The 19,417-nt window shown below is 52.9% G+C and carries 14 protein-coding genes; 4 read left to right on the top strand and 10 right to left on the bottom strand.

Annotated features, from left to right (window positions below):
• Positions 1 to 18: 18 nt before the first annotated feature.
• The gene (locus AC4G46_RS11085; RefSeq protein WP_491127981.1) at positions 19 to 933 is read right to left on the bottom strand and encodes a nucleotidyltransferase; all 915 of its coding nucleotides are present in this window, start codon (positions 931 to 933) and stop codon (positions 19 to 21) included.
• 129 nt (positions 934 to 1,062) lie between these two features.
• On the opposite strand from AC4G46_RS11085, the gene AC4G46_RS11080 reads away from it, so the two are divergent.
• The gene (locus tag AC4G46_RS11080; RefSeq protein ID WP_491127980.1) at positions 1,063 to 1,953 is read left to right on the top strand and encodes an AraC family transcriptional regulator; all 891 of its coding nucleotides are present in this window, start codon (positions 1,063 to 1,065) and stop codon (positions 1,951 to 1,953) included.
• Between the two features lie 99 nt (positions 1,954 to 2,052).
• On the opposite strand, the gene AC4G46_RS11075 is transcribed toward AC4G46_RS11080, so the two are convergent.
• The 8 genes from AC4G46_RS11075 to AC4G46_RS11040 form a co-directional block, all read right to left on the bottom strand.
• Positions 2,053 to 2,949 (bottom strand): GNAT family N-acetyltransferase, encoded by an 897-nt coding sequence (locus AC4G46_RS11075; protein WP_491127979.1) that lies wholly within the window; start codon positions 2,947 to 2,949, stop codon positions 2,053 to 2,055.
• 100 nt (positions 2,950 to 3,049) lie between these two features.
• Positions 3,050 to 5,047 carry an AraC family transcriptional regulator gene (locus tag AC4G46_RS11070; protein WP_491127978.1) on the bottom strand — a complete coding sequence of 666 codons (1,998 nt, stop codon included), beginning with the start codon at positions 5,045 to 5,047 and terminating at the stop codon, positions 3,050 to 3,052.
• Positions 5,048 to 5,308: 261 nt separating this feature from the next.
• Positions 5,309 to 5,752, bottom strand: a complete 444-nt coding sequence (locus AC4G46_RS11065) for a hypothetical protein (RefSeq protein WP_491127977.1) — start codon at positions 5,750 to 5,752, stop codon at positions 5,309 to 5,311.
• 175 nt (positions 5,753 to 5,927) lie between these two features.
• The gene (locus tag AC4G46_RS11060; protein ID WP_491127976.1) at positions 5,928 to 6,758 is read right to left on the bottom strand and encodes a metallophosphoesterase family protein; all 831 of its coding nucleotides are present in this window, start codon (positions 6,756 to 6,758) and stop codon (positions 5,928 to 5,930) included.
• A gap of 48 nt (positions 6,759 to 6,806) precedes the next feature.
• Entirely contained in the window at positions 6,807 to 7,190 is a 384-nt protein-coding gene (locus AC4G46_RS11055; RefSeq protein ID WP_491127975.1) for an iron chaperone, read from the bottom strand.
• A gap of 53 nt (positions 7,191 to 7,243) precedes the next feature.
• Positions 7,244 to 7,708, bottom strand: a complete 465-nt coding sequence (locus AC4G46_RS11050; RefSeq protein WP_491127974.1) for a DUF1801 domain-containing protein — start codon at positions 7,706 to 7,708, stop codon at positions 7,244 to 7,246.
• A gap of 47 nt (positions 7,709 to 7,755) precedes the next feature.
• Positions 7,756 to 8,322 carry a YdeI/OmpD-associated family protein gene (locus AC4G46_RS11045; RefSeq protein WP_491127973.1) on the bottom strand — a complete coding sequence of 189 codons (567 nt, stop codon included), beginning with the start codon at positions 8,320 to 8,322 and terminating at the stop codon, positions 7,756 to 7,758.
• Positions 8,323 to 8,407: 85 nt separating this feature from the next.
• Positions 8,408 to 9,427, bottom strand: coding sequence for a phosphotransferase enzyme family protein (locus AC4G46_RS11040; RefSeq protein WP_491127972.1), 1,020 nt, complete (start codon positions 9,425 to 9,427; stop codon positions 8,408 to 8,410).
• 160 nt (positions 9,428 to 9,587) lie between these two features.
• On the opposite strand from AC4G46_RS11040, the gene AC4G46_RS11035 reads away from it, so the two are divergent.
• Positions 9,588 to 10,481 carry a LysR family transcriptional regulator gene (locus AC4G46_RS11035; RefSeq protein ID WP_491127971.1) on the top strand — a complete coding sequence of 298 codons (894 nt, stop codon included), beginning with the start codon at positions 9,588 to 9,590 and terminating at the stop codon, positions 10,479 to 10,481.
• Between the two features lie 86 nt (positions 10,482 to 10,567).
• Positions 10,568 to 12,259, top strand: coding sequence for a M3 family oligoendopeptidase (locus AC4G46_RS11030; protein ID WP_491127970.1), 1,692 nt, complete (start codon positions 10,568 to 10,570; stop codon positions 12,257 to 12,259).
• A gap of 269 nt (positions 12,260 to 12,528) precedes the next feature.
• Here AC4G46_RS11030 and AC4G46_RS11025 read toward each other — a convergent pair whose 3' ends face one another.
• Positions 12,529 to 13,248, bottom strand: a complete 720-nt coding sequence (locus AC4G46_RS11025; protein ID WP_491127969.1) for a glycosyltransferase family 2 protein — start codon at positions 13,246 to 13,248, stop codon at positions 12,529 to 12,531.
• A gap of 239 nt (positions 13,249 to 13,487) precedes the next feature.
• Between AC4G46_RS11025 and AC4G46_RS11020 the strand changes: the two genes are divergently transcribed.
• A complete protein-coding gene (locus AC4G46_RS11020) occupies positions 13,488 to 19,241 on the top strand; it encodes a right-handed parallel beta-helix repeat-containing protein (RefSeq protein WP_491127968.1) in 5,754 nt (1,917 codons plus the stop codon).
• Positions 19,242 to 19,417 lie beyond the last annotated feature (176 nt).

Genomic DNA, 19,417 nt, shown 5'->3' with positions numbered 1-19,417 from the left:
TTACCTGTTCTCCCCCCGTTAAGGTATGTATAGAAAGCCGATCTCTTCAGCCGCCGGTTTGCTTTTGGATGTAATACGGATCGTTTGGGACACCTTCTCTATGATCCCCTTATCCGCCATATAGTCCAGAATGTTAATCAGGTAATGCCCTTCCATATGAAAATGCCTGGTCAGCATGGTCATCGTCTTAAGCTGCTGATCGCTCATAAATTCCAGTACCGGACGGCTCATAGCCTCAAGATGGCGGTCCAGCACCTGCTCCATTTCCCGGATGGCGCTCCATAGCTCAGCTTCGCTTAACTGACCGGACAACGGCTTCTGGTAAAAGGGGGCCATCTGCGCCGGTGAACGCTCCAGCATGCTCACAACCGCTTCACGGGTCGGCGGCTCACCTTGCGCACACAGCTCCATACCGGCGATCAGATCTGCCGCTTTCAGGAGGAAAAACTGGGTGTACCTGTGGTCCCTACGCACCGTCAGCCATTTCTGGCATTTGTGGTAGACATCAATCAGCTCACAGGACCGCCACAGCAGCGACCGCGCAATATCCTGGCTGCCCATCCGCCGCATGTCTTCGAAATAGTCGTACAGGCTCTCGTCAGAGCTGTAAACCATCTTCCCTTTGGCAAAATACGACTGCGGCATCGAACCTCCCAGCAGCCGGTCCATCCCCCGCTTAAAGCTGCTCCGCTCAAACAGCTGCACATTGATCGTGATGCCTTCCTCCTCCAGACAGTATGCATTCTGCTGCAGCGTCTGGTCGCGGATGATCAGGGTCATGTCGATGTCGCTTTTCTCCCAGACCGTATCGTAAGCCAGGCTACCGCACACAATGACCGAAATGACATTCGGGTCGCCTTTCACCCGGTCCACAAAGCTGTCCGTCGCAGCCCGGTAACGCTCCTGCAGATCCGGCAATAGTCTATCCTCCATCTCTTCGTTCCTCCTTCTATCATTGCTATATGACTGAAATCGCTTGCCCTTTCAATATCCTATGGTAGAATTATACACCTCATCCAACCCGCAAAACCGGACACTAATTGCTAAGTACAGGAGGAACGCATGGATCATTACCTGCTGGAAACCATTAACCGGACAACGGATTTTATTGAAGAGCATCTGCTTGAACCGCTGTGTCTTGACGATATTTCGGAGCATGTTAACGTCTCCAAGTTTCATCTGCTGCGCATCTGGAAGGGGGCAACGTCAACCGGCCTTATGGAATACGTGCGGAGAAGGCGAATCGCCAGCTCACTCGGAGATCTGCTGACCCAGCAGACCAGCATTGAATTTATTGCAGATAGATACGGGTTCAGCTGTGAACGGACCTACAACCGGAGCTTCAAGGAAGAGTACGGCCTTACTCCGGCAAAATGGCGCAAATCCCCGTCCCAGCTTAATATCCTCGACCGGTTCAATGGCGACTTTATGAGCCGTGCCGGCGAAGGACTGGTCTTCTTCCGTTCCATCAGCGTGGTCCCATCCTTCTCGATTGCCGGTCCGGAATATACCCTGCAGCACGGGCGCAGCAGCGACAATGTGGATGCTGCCAGACTAGGCGTTGACTTCTTCACCCTGGACCGCCAGCGGATTCTGAATCCTGTGCAGAAGGATGTCTATATCGGTTTTACGGCTGTTCCTGAGCCGTTCCGGGGTCTGACCTTTTACCAGCCTTCCCTGCAGATCAATCACAGCAGCATCATCCCGCCGGATATGAATGTGCGGCACACGAAGCCGCATAAATACGGAGTGTTTACCTATATCGGCCTCCACCGGCCTGAAGAAATCTCCGCTGAGTCCCTGAGTGAAATCTGGAGGTATATCTTCGAAATCTGGATGCCGACAGTGCAGTTTGAGCTGGAGGAGAAATTCAGCTACGAGTCCGTCAATTACGCCAAGGGCAACAGGCATTATTGTGAGTGTGATTTGTATTTTCCGATTGCGGGGCTGTGAATAGCGGTGTCGGAAAAATGTCTTACGGGGCCGCAGCCGTCACAACAGGTTGTAGACATAAACAAGCCAGGCTCCGTAGTTCAGAGCCTGGCTTGACTGTCAGATTATTTTTTTGCGCCACACGCCCAGCTCAACCTCCGGAACGAAACCGATCCGTTCATAGAAGGGCTGGTTTGGGCCGGTATAGGCCTTGATCATTCCTTTGGAGCGCAGCCGGTTCAGTGCTTCATAGATTACTGCCTTGCCAAGCCCGCAATTTCTGTAGTCCCGGTGGGTTCCAACCGGCTCAAGTATACCAATCCGGTTGGCTTCGTCCACAAAAGCATTACAGAACGATACGACCTCCCCCTGCCCGTTAAGCAGCGCCAGATCAAGATCGCGGGAGTAACCCGGCGCCTCACGGATACCGCCGTAGAACTGCAGCATCTGCTCAGCTCCCTTTGTCCCTGGGTAATTAAAAGCCATAATATGGCCCAGCGCCTTGGTGTGATCAGAAACTTCCTCACCGCTGCACAGCCTGAAGCCCTCCTGCAGGCGCACCGGAAACTCCTTGTCGAGCACAATGGAGACCGCGCTGTCGCTTTCATCCGGCAGCAGCTCGTATCCCCGGCTCAATGCTTGCCTTTCCAGGCTGCTCATAAAATTAGGAATGGCCAGCTTACAGTACTCGGCAGGCTCCCTGGCGCTCTTCCCCTCAATGTAGTCAAACATTTCTCCGGTAAGGCTGTCCGGCGGATTCTCAGAATCCAGCTGGAAATAGAAGTCGCCGTCTTTACTGGCCACGGCTGCGAGCCTGCCGGCTTCATCCTCCCATAGCCCGATGTTCCGCTCCCAGTCCTGCAGCGTGCCTGCCCTCAGCTGAAAGAAAAAAATCTCGAATTCCCAGCGGGCGATCAGCCAGCTGTTCGGCCGTTTTAATCGGCCGTAAGCATCAGACAGAAACTGACGGACCTTCAGCATATCTGCACGTTCATAAGCCCTATAATGATAATTCAAATCTAACCCCTCCCTACAACTCTTCTTGATCTAATTGTAGGGGTAATACCGGATAGAATAAATACCCATCTCTGTTATAAATAAACTTTACATTGAACCGCTAATTGCCCAGCATTACTTTTACAATCGAATCCAGCTGCAGTTCAAGGGAATACGGGTCCTCCATGACAAATTCATCGCCTTCACTTCCAAACGAGCCGTACAGGTAGACCTGTCCCTTCTGCACCGCCGGAAGCCCCTTCCAGATGCCGCTGTCCAGAATTTCCGAAGCCCCTTCATCCCCGGAGCCATATACGAAGACATGATCGCCTATATACTCCGGCAGCACCTCAAGCGAGATATTTTCAAAGCCTTCCTTCATATTCAGCGCTTTATCTGTCGGCGGAAGCTGCAGCATCTGATAAATCGTTGAGCTGCCATAATTGCCGCCGGACGCTGCGAGCACGTAAAGGGATTTGTTAGCAACCTGCACAATGGATACCGTCTCGCCTTCCTTGACAATGCCTTCAATCTGCTTGCGGGCATCCGCTACCTTGGCTTCATATTCTGTAATCCAGGCCTCCGCTTCCTGCTCCTTGCCGAAGATTTCACTGATCCGGCGGAATTTATCCAGCGGGCCTGAGGTGGATTCCCCTTCCCAGTACGGCAGGAAGACGGTTGTTCCGATTTTTTTGTAATCCTCGATATTCTTCTCGATCGATCCGATGATCAGATCAGGCTCCAGGTACGCCAGCTTCTCCAGATTCATCGGAAAGCCGCCGAGGTCCTCAATGCCGGCAATGGTTTCGGCAGATATGCCGGAATCTGCAATCCAGCTTTCCTTCAGCATGAAGCTGCGGGCACCAACCGGAATAATGCCCAGCTTCAGCAGCTGGCCCATATACTGGTCAGAAGCTACCCGCTGCGGGTTAGCCGGTACCTCAACATCACCCAGCAGTGTGGATACCGTTCTTGTTGCCTTCGCTGCCTCCTCTGCTTCAGGCTTGGCAGAGGCAGGAGCAGCGGTCTCAGCAGCCGCAGCATTAACAGCATTACCTGCACCAGCGGCATTTGTACTGGTATTGTTACCCGCTGCCCCCGAGCAGGCAGTCAGCAAAAGCGACAAGCATAAAACCATGGTCATTGCGGTGAATTTGAATCTTCCTTGCATGAATAGATCCCCTTCCGGTCTGTAGTGAAATTGATTATCAATATCACTATAACCCGGCAACAGGCCTAGCTGAACGGCAGATTTTAGCATCGGGAAGGGCATATCCTGACTATTCTTGCGTTTTTGCAGCTCCTCTTTTAGGCGGATGGGAGAAAGCCCCTTAACCTTTTTGAAGCTCCGGCTTAAGGAATGAGCATCCGGATAACCCACATTCTCGGCAATCTCCTGCAGGGTAGCGTCCGTCTGCAGCAGCAGCTCCATCGCCCGTTCCACTCTCACCTGTCCCAGATAATGAATCGGGCTTGTGTCCATTCTGCTCTTGAACAGCCGGGACAGGTGCCCGGCGCTGCAGTCCAGCTCCCCTGAAATCCGCTGCAGTGTGACCGCTGAACTGTAATGTTCGCGGATAAAGTCTACTGCCTGCATGACAAGATCCGGCTTCTGCGCATGAACCTTCTGGCTGTACAGCTGGCGGAGAAGCTCATATACAAACTGGTGGAACAGCGCCCGTACGTGCAGCTTCCCTAGTCCGGAGCCCTGCGCCCACTCCCGCTCCAGCAGCTCCATCTTTTCATATAAGGTCAGGGGATTGTGCGGGACAAAGGCATATTGATCGAGAAAAGGATTATCCTGCTCCATCAGCCTGGCAATCTCCCTCAGATTCGCGGAACCCGGTATAGCCCGGTACAGAAGCAGATAATATTCGAGCCCGCTATCCTGGCGGATCTGCAGTCTGGTGCCTTTTCCCCCATGCAGCACGTGAAATCGCTCTACCCTGTGCCTGCTGTGATCCAGATACACATCGGCTTCTCCGCGTACAACATAGAGAAATGCACTTGATGGCAGCCGGTAAGGCTGCCTTTCCCCGGGTGAGAGGACTGTATGACGGACATCCATTATTTTAATAAACACATGATTCCATAACAGTATATGATCGTTCAGATTCATTCCGGTACGTCCTGCCTCCAATCCTAAGTCTGTATGTATTCATTATAAATGATAACGGTTCTCACTAACAATGAATAGAGTAAACTGGACAGGCCGGCTTCCCGTTTATCGGATTATCTATCTTCAAACACGATATTTGTTCAGTTACAGGCGTTTCTGATAACACGGATCACACTTAGCCGACAGCCACCCGTTAATGTCACGTTCTTCCCTTTCTCTCCGCCCACGGAAAACGCTGCAGCAGCTCCTCCAGTTTATGCATCATCCCCTGTCCCTCCTCTGTATGCTTGACGTTTGATACCCGGCTTGCTCATCAATAATCAGGGCATTCAGCTGATATCCGAACTTCACACCACCGTCAATCCCGGTATATTGCTTACCGAACCAAGGGTTAAAATTCGTCTCATCCTGATGGAGCCTCGCGCAAACCTCATGCCCGAAGATAACCCTTTTTGTTAACGCAGCATTCCCGTCCGTCTGATAGAATCGTCCGCGGATCCAGCGGAAATCCTTGGGTGAGGTCTGCCGCCAGTCTCCAATTGCCGGATCTATACCCGCATGCACATAAATGTGCTTTTCATCTTCAATGTAAAAAGGCAGACGGCGCAAAAACGAAATCTCACCCGGATAGTGCTCTTTAATATATTCTCTTGCCCTGGAATCATCAGCCTGAGTCTGATACCAGGGACGCAAATTAACCTTCATTTTGGACAACGGCAGACCAAGGCGGTTCGCAGCGATCACCTCACAGCACACTCAACCAGTAAGCCTCCAATTCCTGTTCCTTCGTTTGTTTACAAACAGTATAAACGGCGCAGCTGGTGTAAGCACAAGTGTTAACAGCAAAAAAATCCAGCCGGAGCTGGATTTATAGAACTGCTTATACATCTGCAATGACGGTTGTTATCCTGCCCTGCGGACGGTTGTACTCATTCGGGTAGCCCAGGGCATTATTAACGAACAGGCAACCGTCCCTTCTGTAAGAATGGTTAATGTGAACATGACCGGAGCACCACACCTTGCCGCCGATACGGGCCATATACGCCGAACCGTCAAAATAATAACAGCCGCTGACCGGATCAGCAGCATGCTCCTCCGCAATATGCGACCAGTCCGGGGGAACATGCGTAATGATTACGTCACAGTCATGAATAATCCGGTCCAGCTTCTCCTTCTGCTCCCAGAAGAATTCCAGCGGACGCCGCGGTGCTCCAATCGTGTAGTTGCGGTCATTCAGCTGATTGGACCAAATATCGAGCATATCCGAGAGGCTTTTTCCCAGTACATTGATGCCGTAGGAAAAATCATACCACATGCCGGCTCCCCCATACCGCACACCGTTCCATTCAAAGATGTCGCCCTCCAGATAGTGAACCCCCTCAATGGCGGTGCCCAGCGACTTCATCTGTGACCAGCGGTTCATTGAAGTCTGCAGCTTGTAGCGTTCCTTGCTGTTCACCAGATAATAATCATGGTTCCCGGCCACAACCAGGATATTGGCGTAATACCGCCTGAGTGCATGCAGCAATTCCACATTCTGCTGGTTGCGGTGTCCCAGATCACCGGCAATAACCAGCACCTCCGACACCGTCTGCGGCAGCAGACGCTCTGCAAACTGCTCAACCTCCCGCACATTATCCTCCGCCGTCGGCCCCTTGCGCCTGAGCCAGAAATCCAGATGAATATCGGAGATGAGATCGAATGGTTTCATTGGGGCTCCTTTCAAATCACAGTTACTAACGTTTCAGCACACGGCGGGTCATCCCTTCCGTTTCCCCTTGGCCTTCTCAATATTCTCCGCCGCCCTGAATTTCACAATCCGGCTGATCAGGTCATAGGGCATCGGCTGGTCCAGCGGGAACTGGACTGAGCCTTTAGCACCCTTATATACGGACAGCTCTTCCTTAAAAGCCTCAATTCCCCGCGGGGCCGGATAGAATCCGATATGCTTTTTGAACGCTGCAAAATGTACAAGATTTCCATACAGGTCAAACGTAGGCATCTGGTAGCTGATTTTCTCGGTGGCTTCGGGTGCAGCTTCGTGAATGACGTTCCGTATCTCCTGCAAAAGCTCCCGGACCTCCGGTGCGGCCTGTCCAATATAATCGTCAATGTTCTCAAAGGCAGCCTTGTCAGTGTTCATTTCATCATCCTCCGTAAATTTCTGATAGCCCGGTTGTATCAAATGCAGCTCTACTATTTCTTCTTTATTTGTGCGATTTCCCGCTCATAAAGCTGAATATATTCAGTGACTGTAAGCTTGCGGCTTAACTCGCCGATCAGTTCATAAGGGATGTTGCCCGCCGGCTTGAAACGGATACAGGATTTGCCCATATCCAGCCTGGTCTTCATATGCTTCGGGTACTCCTCCCGGAACCAGGACAGCAGCTCAGGCTGCATATAAATACCCATGTGATACAGCGCGATATGATTTTTCTGTGAGGCTATGCTAATGAACGGCAGCGGCTGCTCCGGCTTCACGTGATACCCTGGCGGATACAGCTCATGCGGAACTATGTATTCTATGCCGTAACCCATAGTCTCTGCAAAACCTTCCGGGAGATTCTCCTGTATCACCTCTCTAAGCTTCGCAATGATGATCCGGCGCTCTTCCGGCAGCTGGCGGATATATTCTTCAGGACTGCTGGCGTTGTACTCCATGTTTGCTCCTCCTCGGTCAGTCGGGTTATTTTACTCGCCCGAACCAATCAGTAATCAATCAGACGCCCGTTATCATGCCATGCCCCATACATCCGGTTCTCCCGTGTATTTGCAATAAATTTATCCAGTCTGCTCCGGAACAGCTCCGGCTGCTTCTTGTAGCCTTGTATGTTATCAATCCGGATTCTGCTGTACAGCGGCGGGAAGGCCAGAAAGTTCGCATAGACCTCCGGGTCCTCTTTTAACCTCTGCTGAATAGCTTCATCTATTACAAAAGATTCCGGGGCCATATCCGGTAGCACCCGTCTGCCCTCCTCGCTCATCAGCCCCAGCTTGTCCAGGCGGCGGACCCGCTCTTTATTCAGCTCGGTCCACGAGCTTCTTTTGGATCTTGGTGACAGCCGCTGCACGACACCCTGCTCAGAGCTTTTTTTGACCCCGTCAATCCAGCCAAAGCATAGTGCCTCCTCAACCGCATCCAAATACAGCAGCTTGTCCGGAACAGGCGTCATACTTACGATAACCCAGCAGCTTTTTTCCGCTCTACTATATTCCTGCAGCCAGCTCCGCAGCTCCTCCCGCGTTGCAGCTGTTAACAGATTTTCCATTTCCATAGTTTGCATTCACTCCTAATGGACTCACACTCATGTTACCACAAGCTGACGGACCCGGACTGACATTGCACAGGCATATACACATTCAAATATCCGCAAGCCAGTCCAGACATAGAGGTATGAATGCCGCATAGTCGTCCAGCAATTCCAGTGTGGCGATAACCTGACTGGCCCCCAGCTCCTGCTCAGCCTTATCTGCACATTCATCCCCGAGTGCACGTTTCAGGCTGTATTCCAGCCAGTCCAGCTTGCCCTGGTAACCGAGATTGAGCACATCCTCCCAGTTATCGCAGAGGGTTCCGCCGTTATTCCGGTAGGCCCTGATTAGCAGCTGAAAGGCCTCTTTGCTTGGATTCCCCGCCTCAAACCCCGACCAGTACAACGCCACCTCAACCAGCTCCTGCATCGGATGAACAGCACCTGCCGATTCCCAGTCGATCAGGAGGGGCTGCCGGTCAGCCGTCCACAGCACATTCTTGGGATCGAGATCCCTGTGGCTAATTACCCGTTCACACCGGAGACTATGCGCAGCAGCACTTGCCAGCTGCCCGTACTGCTGCAGTCTGGTGTAACCGCCGGCAAGCTTGTCTGAATATTCCATCGGCTGCTGTAAAGGCCGTCCGGCATAAGCATCCCAGTCTATTGCGGGCGGTAAGCATGCTTCTTCCGGAAGCCCGCCCAGCAGATCAGCAAAATCCGCCGTATGAATATCCGCAAGCACCGCACCGATCTTCGCCGCGAAGTCCAGATCGACAGTTCCAGCGGATAAGGACTTTCCTTCCCGCCACGGAAACACCAGGTAATACTGTCCGCCGGCTTCATACATGCAGCTGTCACCGTCCAGCATCGCCGGAAGTGCATGGATCCCCTGGGACAGGGCCTTCGTTGCAACCTTTTCGGCAAAAATCATATTGCCCATTGCCTCTCTGCGCTGCATGATTTGGGGATTGAGCGCTTTGACTGCATATTCTGCCTGATCCGTAACAACCCTGTACATCCTGTGCAAAAAACCGCCGGCCACCGGCTCCGGTACCCCGGTAACTGCTCCAAGCTTGTACTTGGTACACAGCGCCGCAAAATCAAGGTTATAATTCGTAGTATCCATTGTAACTGGTCCTTTCATTTCGTTTACGCGGCTCAATGTCCGCAACATACGTGTATTTGCAGAATGTTAGCGCGATATTAACTTTTTGATGCATCAGTTTTAACATTCATAGAATTTTTCTATGTTAACCTGTAGCTAATAGCGCGGGGGAGTGAACGGAATGAATTTGAATTTAATCAAGCTCCAGATAGTTGAGCTCTTGCATAAGCATAAAAAAATAACAACGGTAGCAGCTGTACTCGGCCTAAAGCAGCCGACAGTAACCTACCACCTGAAGAATCTGGAGCAGCAGCTTGGAGAGAAGCTGTTCGAGCCAAGGATGGATAAAATGATTCTTACTGAAAGCGGGAGAGCCTTTCTCCATTATGCGGTCAAAATCAATGCTCTGGCCACCGAGGCAGAGCGGGTTGTGAAGGAGTTCAGCCAAGCGGGCCGCAGTACGATCAGCGTCGGGGCCAGCTACGTTCCGGCAACCTATATCCTGCCCAAAATACTCAGCAGGTTCGGCGAGCTGCATCCGGAGACAACGGTATCGCTGTCGGTGAAGCCTTCGCCTGTTATCAAGGAAATGCTGGTGAACCAGGAGCTGGACCTGGGGATTCTGTCAACGGAATCCTTTTATCTGCCCAGCCTTCACTGCCAGTCGCTATGTGAGGACGAGCTTGTGCTCGTATTTGCTCCGGCTCATGAATTCGCCGGTCAATCCGGCCTGACTGCTCCGCAGATTTCAGCGGCAAAATTCATTCTGCACAGCAGCCAGTCCAGCACCAGCCGGATCACGAGTAAATGGTTCGAGGATTGCGGCTGCGAGCCCCATGCCCCGCTGCTGCTCGATTCCCTGGAGGCGATCAAGCAGTCTCTGATGGGAGGCAGATATGTATCTTTCGTTTCCCGGCTTGCCGTCACAGATGAAGTCGCCTCCGGCAAGCTCATGATGCGGTCTATTCCGGAATACCATTACCAGCGGAGAATCTATTATTCCTATAACCGTGACCGCCACCTGTCCCCACCGATCGGATTTCTGATCGAGCTGATGCAGGCAGCCTGCCGGTAGATTCCTTTTATAATTGTGAGTTTTGGTTTTCTCTTCCACATAGTATAATATACTTCATCTGGCAGAGAAAGGATGTTGATTGTTTTATGAAATTTACAGAGTATCCCTATGAGCGCCCTGATGTAGACAAGTTCAAGCAGGAATTCACAGCACTCCTTAAGGGACTGGAAGCAGACAGCCTGGAGGAGCAAAAGGCTTCGATCGTCGCGTTGAATGAGCTTCGCAGCGGATTTGATACTATGTTGAATCTGGCCTACATCCGGGCCTCGATCAATACCCTTGATGAATTTTACAAAGCTGAGCGGAACTATTTTGATGAAGTCGGACCTATACTCCAGGAGTACATAACCGAATACTACAAAGCACTCGTAAAGTCCAAATACAGGACTGAATTCGAACTGGAATGGGGTTCCCAGCTCTTTGAACTGGCTGAAATCTCGATCCGTACCTTTAGTCCGGAGGTCATTGAGGATCTGCAGCTGGAGAACAAGCTGTCCACCGAATACAGCCAGCTCATCGCTTCAGCCAAAATTATGTTTGAAGGTGAAGAACGCACTTTATCCCAGCTCACACCTTTTGAGATGTCGCCCGACCGGGATATGCGTAAACGAGCTTTCCAGGCCAAATATGATTTTATGGCAGCACACGAAAATGATTTTGACCGTATTTATGATGAGATGGTTGCCGTACGTACAGCCATTGCCCGCAAGCTTGGATACCCCAGCTTCGTTGAGCTTGGCTATGACCGGATGAACCGGACGGATTATAATGCCGGCATGGTTGCCAATTTCCGCAAGCAGGTGCTCGAGCAGATTGTGCCTGTAGCACTGAAGCTGAAACAGCGCCAGAATGAACGGCTGGGTCTGGACAAGCTGAATTTTTATGACGAATCCCTTGTATTCAATAGCGGAAATGCTGCACCAAAGGGGGATGCGGACTGGATTGTGGCTAATGGTGCAAAAATGTACCGGGAGCTCTCCCCTGAAACAGACGAATTCTTTACGATGATGCATAACAATGAGCTGATGGACCTTTTGAGCAAAAGCGGCAAGGAAGGCGGCGGGTACTGCTCCTATTTAAGCAAATACCAGGCGCCGTTCATCTTCTCCAATTTCAACGGAACCTCAGAGGATATTGATGTACTAACCCATGAAGTAGGTCATGCGTTCCAGGCATATTCCAGCCGCGGCCTGAACATACCGGAATACGCCTTCCCAACCTACGAGGCAGCTGAGATCCACTCGATGAGCATGGAGTTTATTGCCTGGCCGTGGATGGATCTGTTCTTTAAGGAGGATGCCGATAAATACCGGTTCAACCATCTGGCCGGCAGCCTGGAGTTTGTCCCGTATGGCGTAGCGGTCGACGAGTTCCAGCACTTCGTCTACAGCCACCCGGAAGCGACTCCGCAGGAACGCAGACAGGCTTGGCGGGAAATCGAGCAGAGATATCTGCCGCACCGCGATTATGACGGCAACAGCTATCTGGAGCAGGGCGGCTTCTGGCATAAGCAGTCGCATATTTTCCGCACACCGTTCTACTATATCGACTACACCCTCGCCCAGCTGTGCGCATTCCAGTTCTGGAAACGTTCGAACGAGAACTTTGAGGAGGCCTGGAGTGACTATCTGCAGCTCTGCAAGGCCGGAGGCAGCAAGTCTTTCGTAGAGCTTGTAGAGCTTGCCGGGCTCATCTCACCGTTCAAGGACGGCTGCGTCAGCTCCGTAATCGGTGAAATTGAGAGCTGGCTGGATTCAATCGACGATAAAGCATTGTAATCCGGCATGGTTAACTGCTGTACGCTAGCGTACACCTAAATAGAGTCCCGCCCCCGGAATAAGCCGGAGTGCGGGACTCTTCCATGTTTTATAAGGATCATTGTTTCGGCACCGAGCTGCGAGAGGATGAAGGGGATACGCCTGGCGGCAAAGTAAAGGTACAGTTTCACCGCCGCCCCACGGAAGCCTTCCAACAACAGGCACCGCTTGCTTACGACAAGCTTACGTGCAAACCGCAGTTTTTGTTTATCCGGGCACGCAAACCGCAGCTATAGCTCACGGTCGGCAAAGGTCCGGAAATTCCCGGTTACCGCCACCGGAACGCTGCCCTTCAGGTAAAAATAATCCTTGGCCTTCCAGGTATGGCTGCCTTTGTCCGATCTGCGCACATAGACATAGTTATACGTGGAGGTGGCGAAGGTGCGGAACCCTTTTCTTTTGCAGCGTCTGAGAAAGTTAACATCCTCACCAACCGAGCGGTCAGGGAACAGCACCTGCGCAGTCACCCGTTTTCTGAACAGCAGCGTCCCGCCCTGCAAAAAAACCACCGGCTTATGCTGCTCCTTCGGCGACCTTATAATCAGCTGTCGGCTGGCCTCCAGATAGACAAGACAGGCATGCTTGCCGACAATATCGCTTCCGGTCCGGTTCAGCGCCCTGATCTGCTCTTTCAGATAATAAGGGGAATAATAATCATCATCGTCAAATTTGGCGATCAGCGGATAACGCGCCTTGGTGATGGCACCGTTTAGACATTGGCCGAGCGAGACGGACTCCGGCAGCTTATAGACCGAAATGTTGTGCCCGGAGCCTGCCCTCCTCTGATACTCCTTCAGCTTCATGCTGTCCTTGTTAAGGATAATAATCAGTTCCTTGTGCTTGACCCGCTGAGTCCTGTAATTGGCAAGCAGATTATCAAAAAATTCCGGGCGATTCGTGCATACGATAATGGAGACTGCATTGACATGGCTTTCCGCCGCTTTTCCCACTGCCCCTCTCTCCCCTCCTGTTATCCCTTCAACATATGAGCTCCGCTCAGGGCCCGTTCGGGCGTATGGGAGTGTACGGTACTCCAAGTATCATTAGCTCACATTTTTGCCATTCCTCCCCTAAACTGCAAGATGTGAGTTATTGATTGTAGCCGCACTTTTCGGCTGTACGGTATAATTTCGCTTGATCAGGCCATCCGGCCGATCGAATACAGGTATATACGGAGGGGATTCTGGTTTTGTATAAAAAACGCTTGCTGTCTGTACTCACATCCATCCTGTTACTGTCATCCTCGCTTCCGCCGCCAGTCACTGCAGCAGAAAGTTCTGACGCTGATCCTGCTGCCGGTATGATCAATATCAGCAGCAGCTGGAAGGGCAGCGTGTTCGGCGATGTGGGCGGACAGGAAAAAATTACGGCGGCGAACTTCGGCATCACAGAGCATGCGGATTCTACCGTAACCCTGCGCAGCTCAGCTGACCGCGGCAAAATTTCCGGCAGTACCGAAGGAATCGCTTATTATTTCCAGCAGATTGATCCGGATGCGGACTTCGAGCTCAAGGCTACGGCTCATGTGGATGCCTGGACAGCGAACAATCAGGTATCGTTCGGGATCATGCTGCGCAGCAATGTGTGGGATAACCAGTCCGGGGCGTACACGGGGGATTTCACTGCAGTCGGTGCACTGGACCAAGAAATGAAAGCGTTTTATAAGCAGAACGGCAGCCTGCAGAAGACCGGTTATTTGTTTGATACAGCCGCCAAGCCTGCGGCCGGAGAGGATTATGATCTAAGCATCCGGAAAAACGGTAATCTGTATGTATTCACCCTTGACGGTGTCACCAAAACATTTGAAGGCTTCGGCGGTACTGTTCAATATGCCGGACTTTACACCGCAAGGAACACAACCGTTACTTTCAGTAATGTACAGCTGCTTCAGGAGAAGCCCATTGAGCTGGGCCCGTGGACGTACAGTGCTTTTGGCGGGAACACCAGTGCAGTGAAGAACCCTGCGCCAGTGGACGCAACTGAGACCTCAGTCACACTGGAAACCTACGGCGGAAAAATCTCCGGCAGCGACGAAGGGCTTTCCTTCTATTTCAGGGAGATCCCTGCCCAGGCTAATTTTGAGCTTACGGCTAAGGCCAAGGTCATTTCGTTCAACAGCAACAGCAGCATCAGCACGCCTAACCAGAAATCCTTCGGGCTAATGCTGCGGGACAGCGTCGGCGTGAACGGTGATTCTGCTACAGCAACCTCCAATTATGCTGCAGTCGGGGCGCTGGACCAGGTAATCAAGGGCTTTTACAAGCAGGCGGCACAGGTGAAGCTGAGCCCTTTCAGCGGTATTTCTGCTCCGGCAGCCGGTGAAGAATACGGGCTCCGTATCAAAAAATCCGGCAATACCCTGCAGCTCAGCGCCGGCGGCCAAACCGAAACCGTGACGCTGGACGGAGCCTTCAGCGATACGCTGTTTGCAGGGGTATACGCAGCCAGGGATGCCGTTATCGCCTTCAGCGATATCAGTATCAGGCTTGAGACCAAAACCGTCACCGCCTTGACGGCTGATACCAGCGCCATGCCGAAGACCTCCTATTTCATCGGAGAGGCGCTGGATCTTACAGGCCTATCCGTAAAAGCACTGTATTCCGATCATAGTGAGGCTGTCCTGTCACCGGCTGACTATATCGTTACAGGCTTTGACAGCAGCACAGCCGGGGCAAACACGGTAACTATTCATTATAATGGCGCATCTGCGGCAATTACCCTGCAGATTCTTCCGCTGTCCGTGTCGGAGCTTACGGTCAAATACTATCCGGCCAAAACGGTCTATTATCCGGGCGACGCCTTCGACCCGCAGGGGCTTGTCCTGCTGGCCGGCTATAACGGCAGCCCCGCAGCGACAGAACTGGATGCCAGTCTCTACTCGATCTCCATTAAAGGTCAGAATATAACGGAGCAGGCTCCATACCTGTTCACCGCACCTGGCGTCTATGAGGTGACGGTCACCTCGGTGGAGACACCTGCGGTAACCACTGCCTTTGACATTACAGTTGAGGATGCCGTGCTCAGCAAACTGGAGATCCGCAATCTTCCCGAGCAGACCGTTTACTACATCGGGGATTCCCTTAAGCTGGAGGGCCTTGTGCTCTACGCGCATTACAGCGACCGGTCGTCACAGCGGCTGATGAAGAAGGAATACACCGTTTCTCCACTTGATACATCGGCTCCCGGCACAAAGGAGCTTACAGTGAGCCACAAGGGAGTCACAGCAAAGTTCCCTGTTCAGGTTAAAATAAAGCAGCTGACCGGCATAGAAGTCACCGCCTATCCCAAAACAACCTTCCTGCTGAACGACAGCTTTGACAGCGAAGGATTGACCGTTTCCAAGGTGTACGACAACGGGGACCGGGAAATTCTAAGCAGCTATACGCTTGACACCGGCAAATTCAACAGCAAGGCAGCCGGTGTGTATGCTATCGGGATTATCCCGGCTGATCATTCTATCGATCCCATTACTTATTCTGTAACCGTTAGAGAAGCATCTCAGCCGGTATGGAGCAGCATCCAGTTCGGCCAGTCTACATCCGCTGCCAATAACCAGACGCTTGTCCGCGAGGATGGCTCAGTCCGTCTGACTGCACTGGAAGGCGGAGGCAAGGTTACCGAGGATCATGACGGTATCACGTTCTACTACACCGTGCTTGATGCGGCTCAGGATAACTTCGTGCTCTCCGCAGACATCCAGGTATCAGCCTATGCCAAGACCCCGCATGACGGGCAGGAATCCTTCGGTATCATGGCCCGTGATGCCATTGGGACAGCAGGCAATTCCAGCGTATTTGCTTCCAACATTGCTGCAATCGGCGGCTACAGCGGCGGCACCAAAAGCAGCAACGGTACCCAGCTGTTTGTACGCACCGGGGTAGAATCCTCCGACGGAGCCGGAAGCAAGGGAATCAAGGCTGTTATGCTGAACACCGAGCAGCCTGCTCCAGGCAATACGTTCCCTGCAGCTCCTTACCGGCTGACGTTGTCCAAGACAAACAGCGGCTTTACGGGCCAGGTTAACGATGGCCAGGAAGCGGTGTTCTTTACACCGGATATTCTGAACGTGCAGGACGGCAAAATGTATGTCGGCTTCTACGCAGCCCGGCTGGCTACCATCGATGTCAGCAGCATTCAGCTGACCGTAACCTCGGCGGCGACAGATGCACCTAAGGTAGCTCCACCGCAAAATCCGGTTACGCCAGCCTTTGACATCTTGTCTCTGGGCAGAACCTCCCAGTCGGATTACCGTCTGATTCTGCGGCCGAATGTCACCGGAACGGTAACTTTGAAGCAGGGCTCCGCCGTAATTGCACAGGATGTCAGAGCCGAGGCAGGCAAACGCCTTGCGCTTCCGGCCGCACTTGCGGCACAGGATACGAATTTCAGCATCAGCTTTTTGCCGGATGATACCCAGTATCTGACCTCCTACGATAAGATCGTCCGCAACTTCACCGTTACTATGAAAAGCTATGCTGACAATAGCGATATTTACGTCTCTCCTGCCGGAACCAGCACCGGGGACGGTACGATGGAGCATCCGCTCGATGTTGATACCGCGATTGATTTCGTACAGCCGGGACAGCATATTATCGTCCTGGACGGCCGGTACGTGCGCAGCAGCAAGCTGGAGATCAAGAAATACAATGACGGGACGGTAGACGCCATGAAGGTGCTTGAAGCTGCTCCCGGAGCAAAACCGGTTTTTGATTTTGACAAAAAAACTGAAGGCGTCCTGCTGAGCGGAAGCTACTGGCACATCAAAGGACTGGACTTCACGCGTACAGCCGGCAATACCAAAGGATTTACCGTAGGCGGCAATCATAACATCGTTGAGAACAGCCGCTTCTATGCCAACGGCGACACCGGCCTGCAGATCAGCCGGACGGACGGGACCGCTGCGGAAATCGCGGATTGGCCGTCGTATAACCTGATTCTGAACAGCTCCTCCTTCGATAACCGTGACCCTTCCGATAATAATGCCGACGGCTTCGCGGCCAAGCTGACCTCCGGTGTCGGCAATGTGTTCAGAGGCTGCCTGTCATACAACAATATCGACGACGGGTGGGATTTGTACACCAAGGCGGGAACGGGAGCGATTGGTGCTGTACTGATTGAGGACAGTGCGGCCTTCAACAACGGCCGCCTGACAGACGGAACCGTGGGTGCAGGTGACAAAAACGGCTTTAAGCTCGGCGGGGAAGGGATTTCGGTCCATCATACGATCCGTAATTCCATCGCCTTCGGCAATGGCGCGTACGGCTATACCAGCAACAGCAATCCCGGCGTTATTGCCGAGAATAATATCGGCTTCAATAATACGCGCGGCAATCTCAGCTTCACCACTTATGATCACATCACGCCGGATTTCACCATCGACGGCTTCCTGTCCTACCGGACGGCCAGCATTGCCAAGGACCAGTATCCGGCGGGACTTGCGGCAGACAACAACTTTATGTATGACGGAACCCTTTCGGCGAACAAGTCCGGCAAACCGCTCAGCGATGCCAACTTTGCCAGCCTGACACCGGTCAGCTCCTATGCAAGAGATGCCGCCGGGAACGTGATCTGGGGCGATTTCCTGAAGTTCATCCCGTTTAGTGATAACGGGTCCGGCGGAGAAGAGCCGGTTGCGACTCCAACTCCAGGGGCAACTCCAAGCCCAAGTGCAACACCGCAGCCGACGGCCACAGCAGTTCCGGCAATTCCGGGCGGTACCGGAGCAGCCGCAGATCTTGCTGTAACGGCGGTACAGCCGGATGGAAGGGTCAGCGTTACCCTCCCGGTTACGGCTGCACAAGGCACGGCCCGGGCGGCACTGACAGATACCACGCTGCAGAATGCGCTGGCTCAGGCTAAGAGCCAGGCAGACGGCACCCGGCTGCTTCAGCTCCAGCTGAAGGAGAATACGGCAGAAGGCTTCAGGGCCTATGAAATTACACTCCCTGCCTCTTTGTTTACAACCGGAAACTTGCGGCTCCAGCTGGAGGTAGTTACCGCCATCGCGGGCTTTGTGCTCCCGGATACCCTATTCCGGTCAGCAAAGCTCACAGGTGCCAGTACGGTTATGCTGAAGGTAAACAGCGCCGAACCTTCCGTTATGCTGAAAGGTCAGCTGGGAAGCTCTCCGCTTATAGCCTATGAGCTTCTGGTGGACGGCAAGGCAGCAGAAGCTGACAGCCTGGGCTCTGCAATCGGGATCCGCCTGCCTTACCAGGCTGCCCTGCCTGCTTCCGAACACCCGTTTATTGTTGTCTGGCAGGTCAGCAGCAGCGGTGTCATAACGCCTGTTGTGAACAGCAGATTTGATGCCACCGGGCAACAGGCCGTTTTTACGACTGAACGCCCTGCCGGACAGTATGCGGCTGTCCATCACCATCCAACCTTCGGCGATATCTCCAGCGGGCACTGGGCCAAGAATGCTATCGAAGTTCTGGCCTCGCGCGGGATTATCCATGGTACACCTGGAGACCGCTTCCTGCCGGGACAGTCCATCACACGGGAAGACTTTGCCTCCATGCTGGTCCGGCTGCTGAATCTGTCCGGTACCACCAGCAGCACTGGTGCAGGTTTCACAGATGTTAAGCCGGAAGATTACTTCTACGGCGATTTGTTGACAGCCAAGCAGTATGGTCTGATCAACGGCCAGCAGGACGGCAGCTTTCATCCGCAAGAGCCGGTCTCCCGTCAGGATATGTTTGTGATGACGGCCAGAGCGCTTAAAGCCGCGGGTATCCTGCAGGGAGACTCCGCAGCAGCAGCCAGCGCGTCAGCTCATTTCGCTGACCAGGCTGGTATTGCCTCCTACGCTGCCGCTGACATTGCCTCGCTGGCCGAAGCTGGCTTCATTAAGGGAGATGACGGCGGCCTGCTTCAACCAGCAGCCCTGTCCACCCGTGCTGAAGCAGCTGTCTTGATCTACCGGATCTTGATGCGGGAATAGCTGCAAGAAGCAGATGCATTGGTAACAAGCAGCGATATTCGCACTGCCAGCTTGAGGACGCTGACTTTGAGGTCCCACCACAATAGACTCCTCCTTACAACACAAAGAGACGGCACTTATGCCGTCTCTTTGTGCGTGTCTGCGTGTCTGTCAGAAGCGTACGAGACACGATCAGG

It is taken from the genome of Paenibacillus sp. fava2 (assembly GCF_058313675.1).
This window is presented reverse-complemented; position numbering and strand designations above follow the sequence as displayed.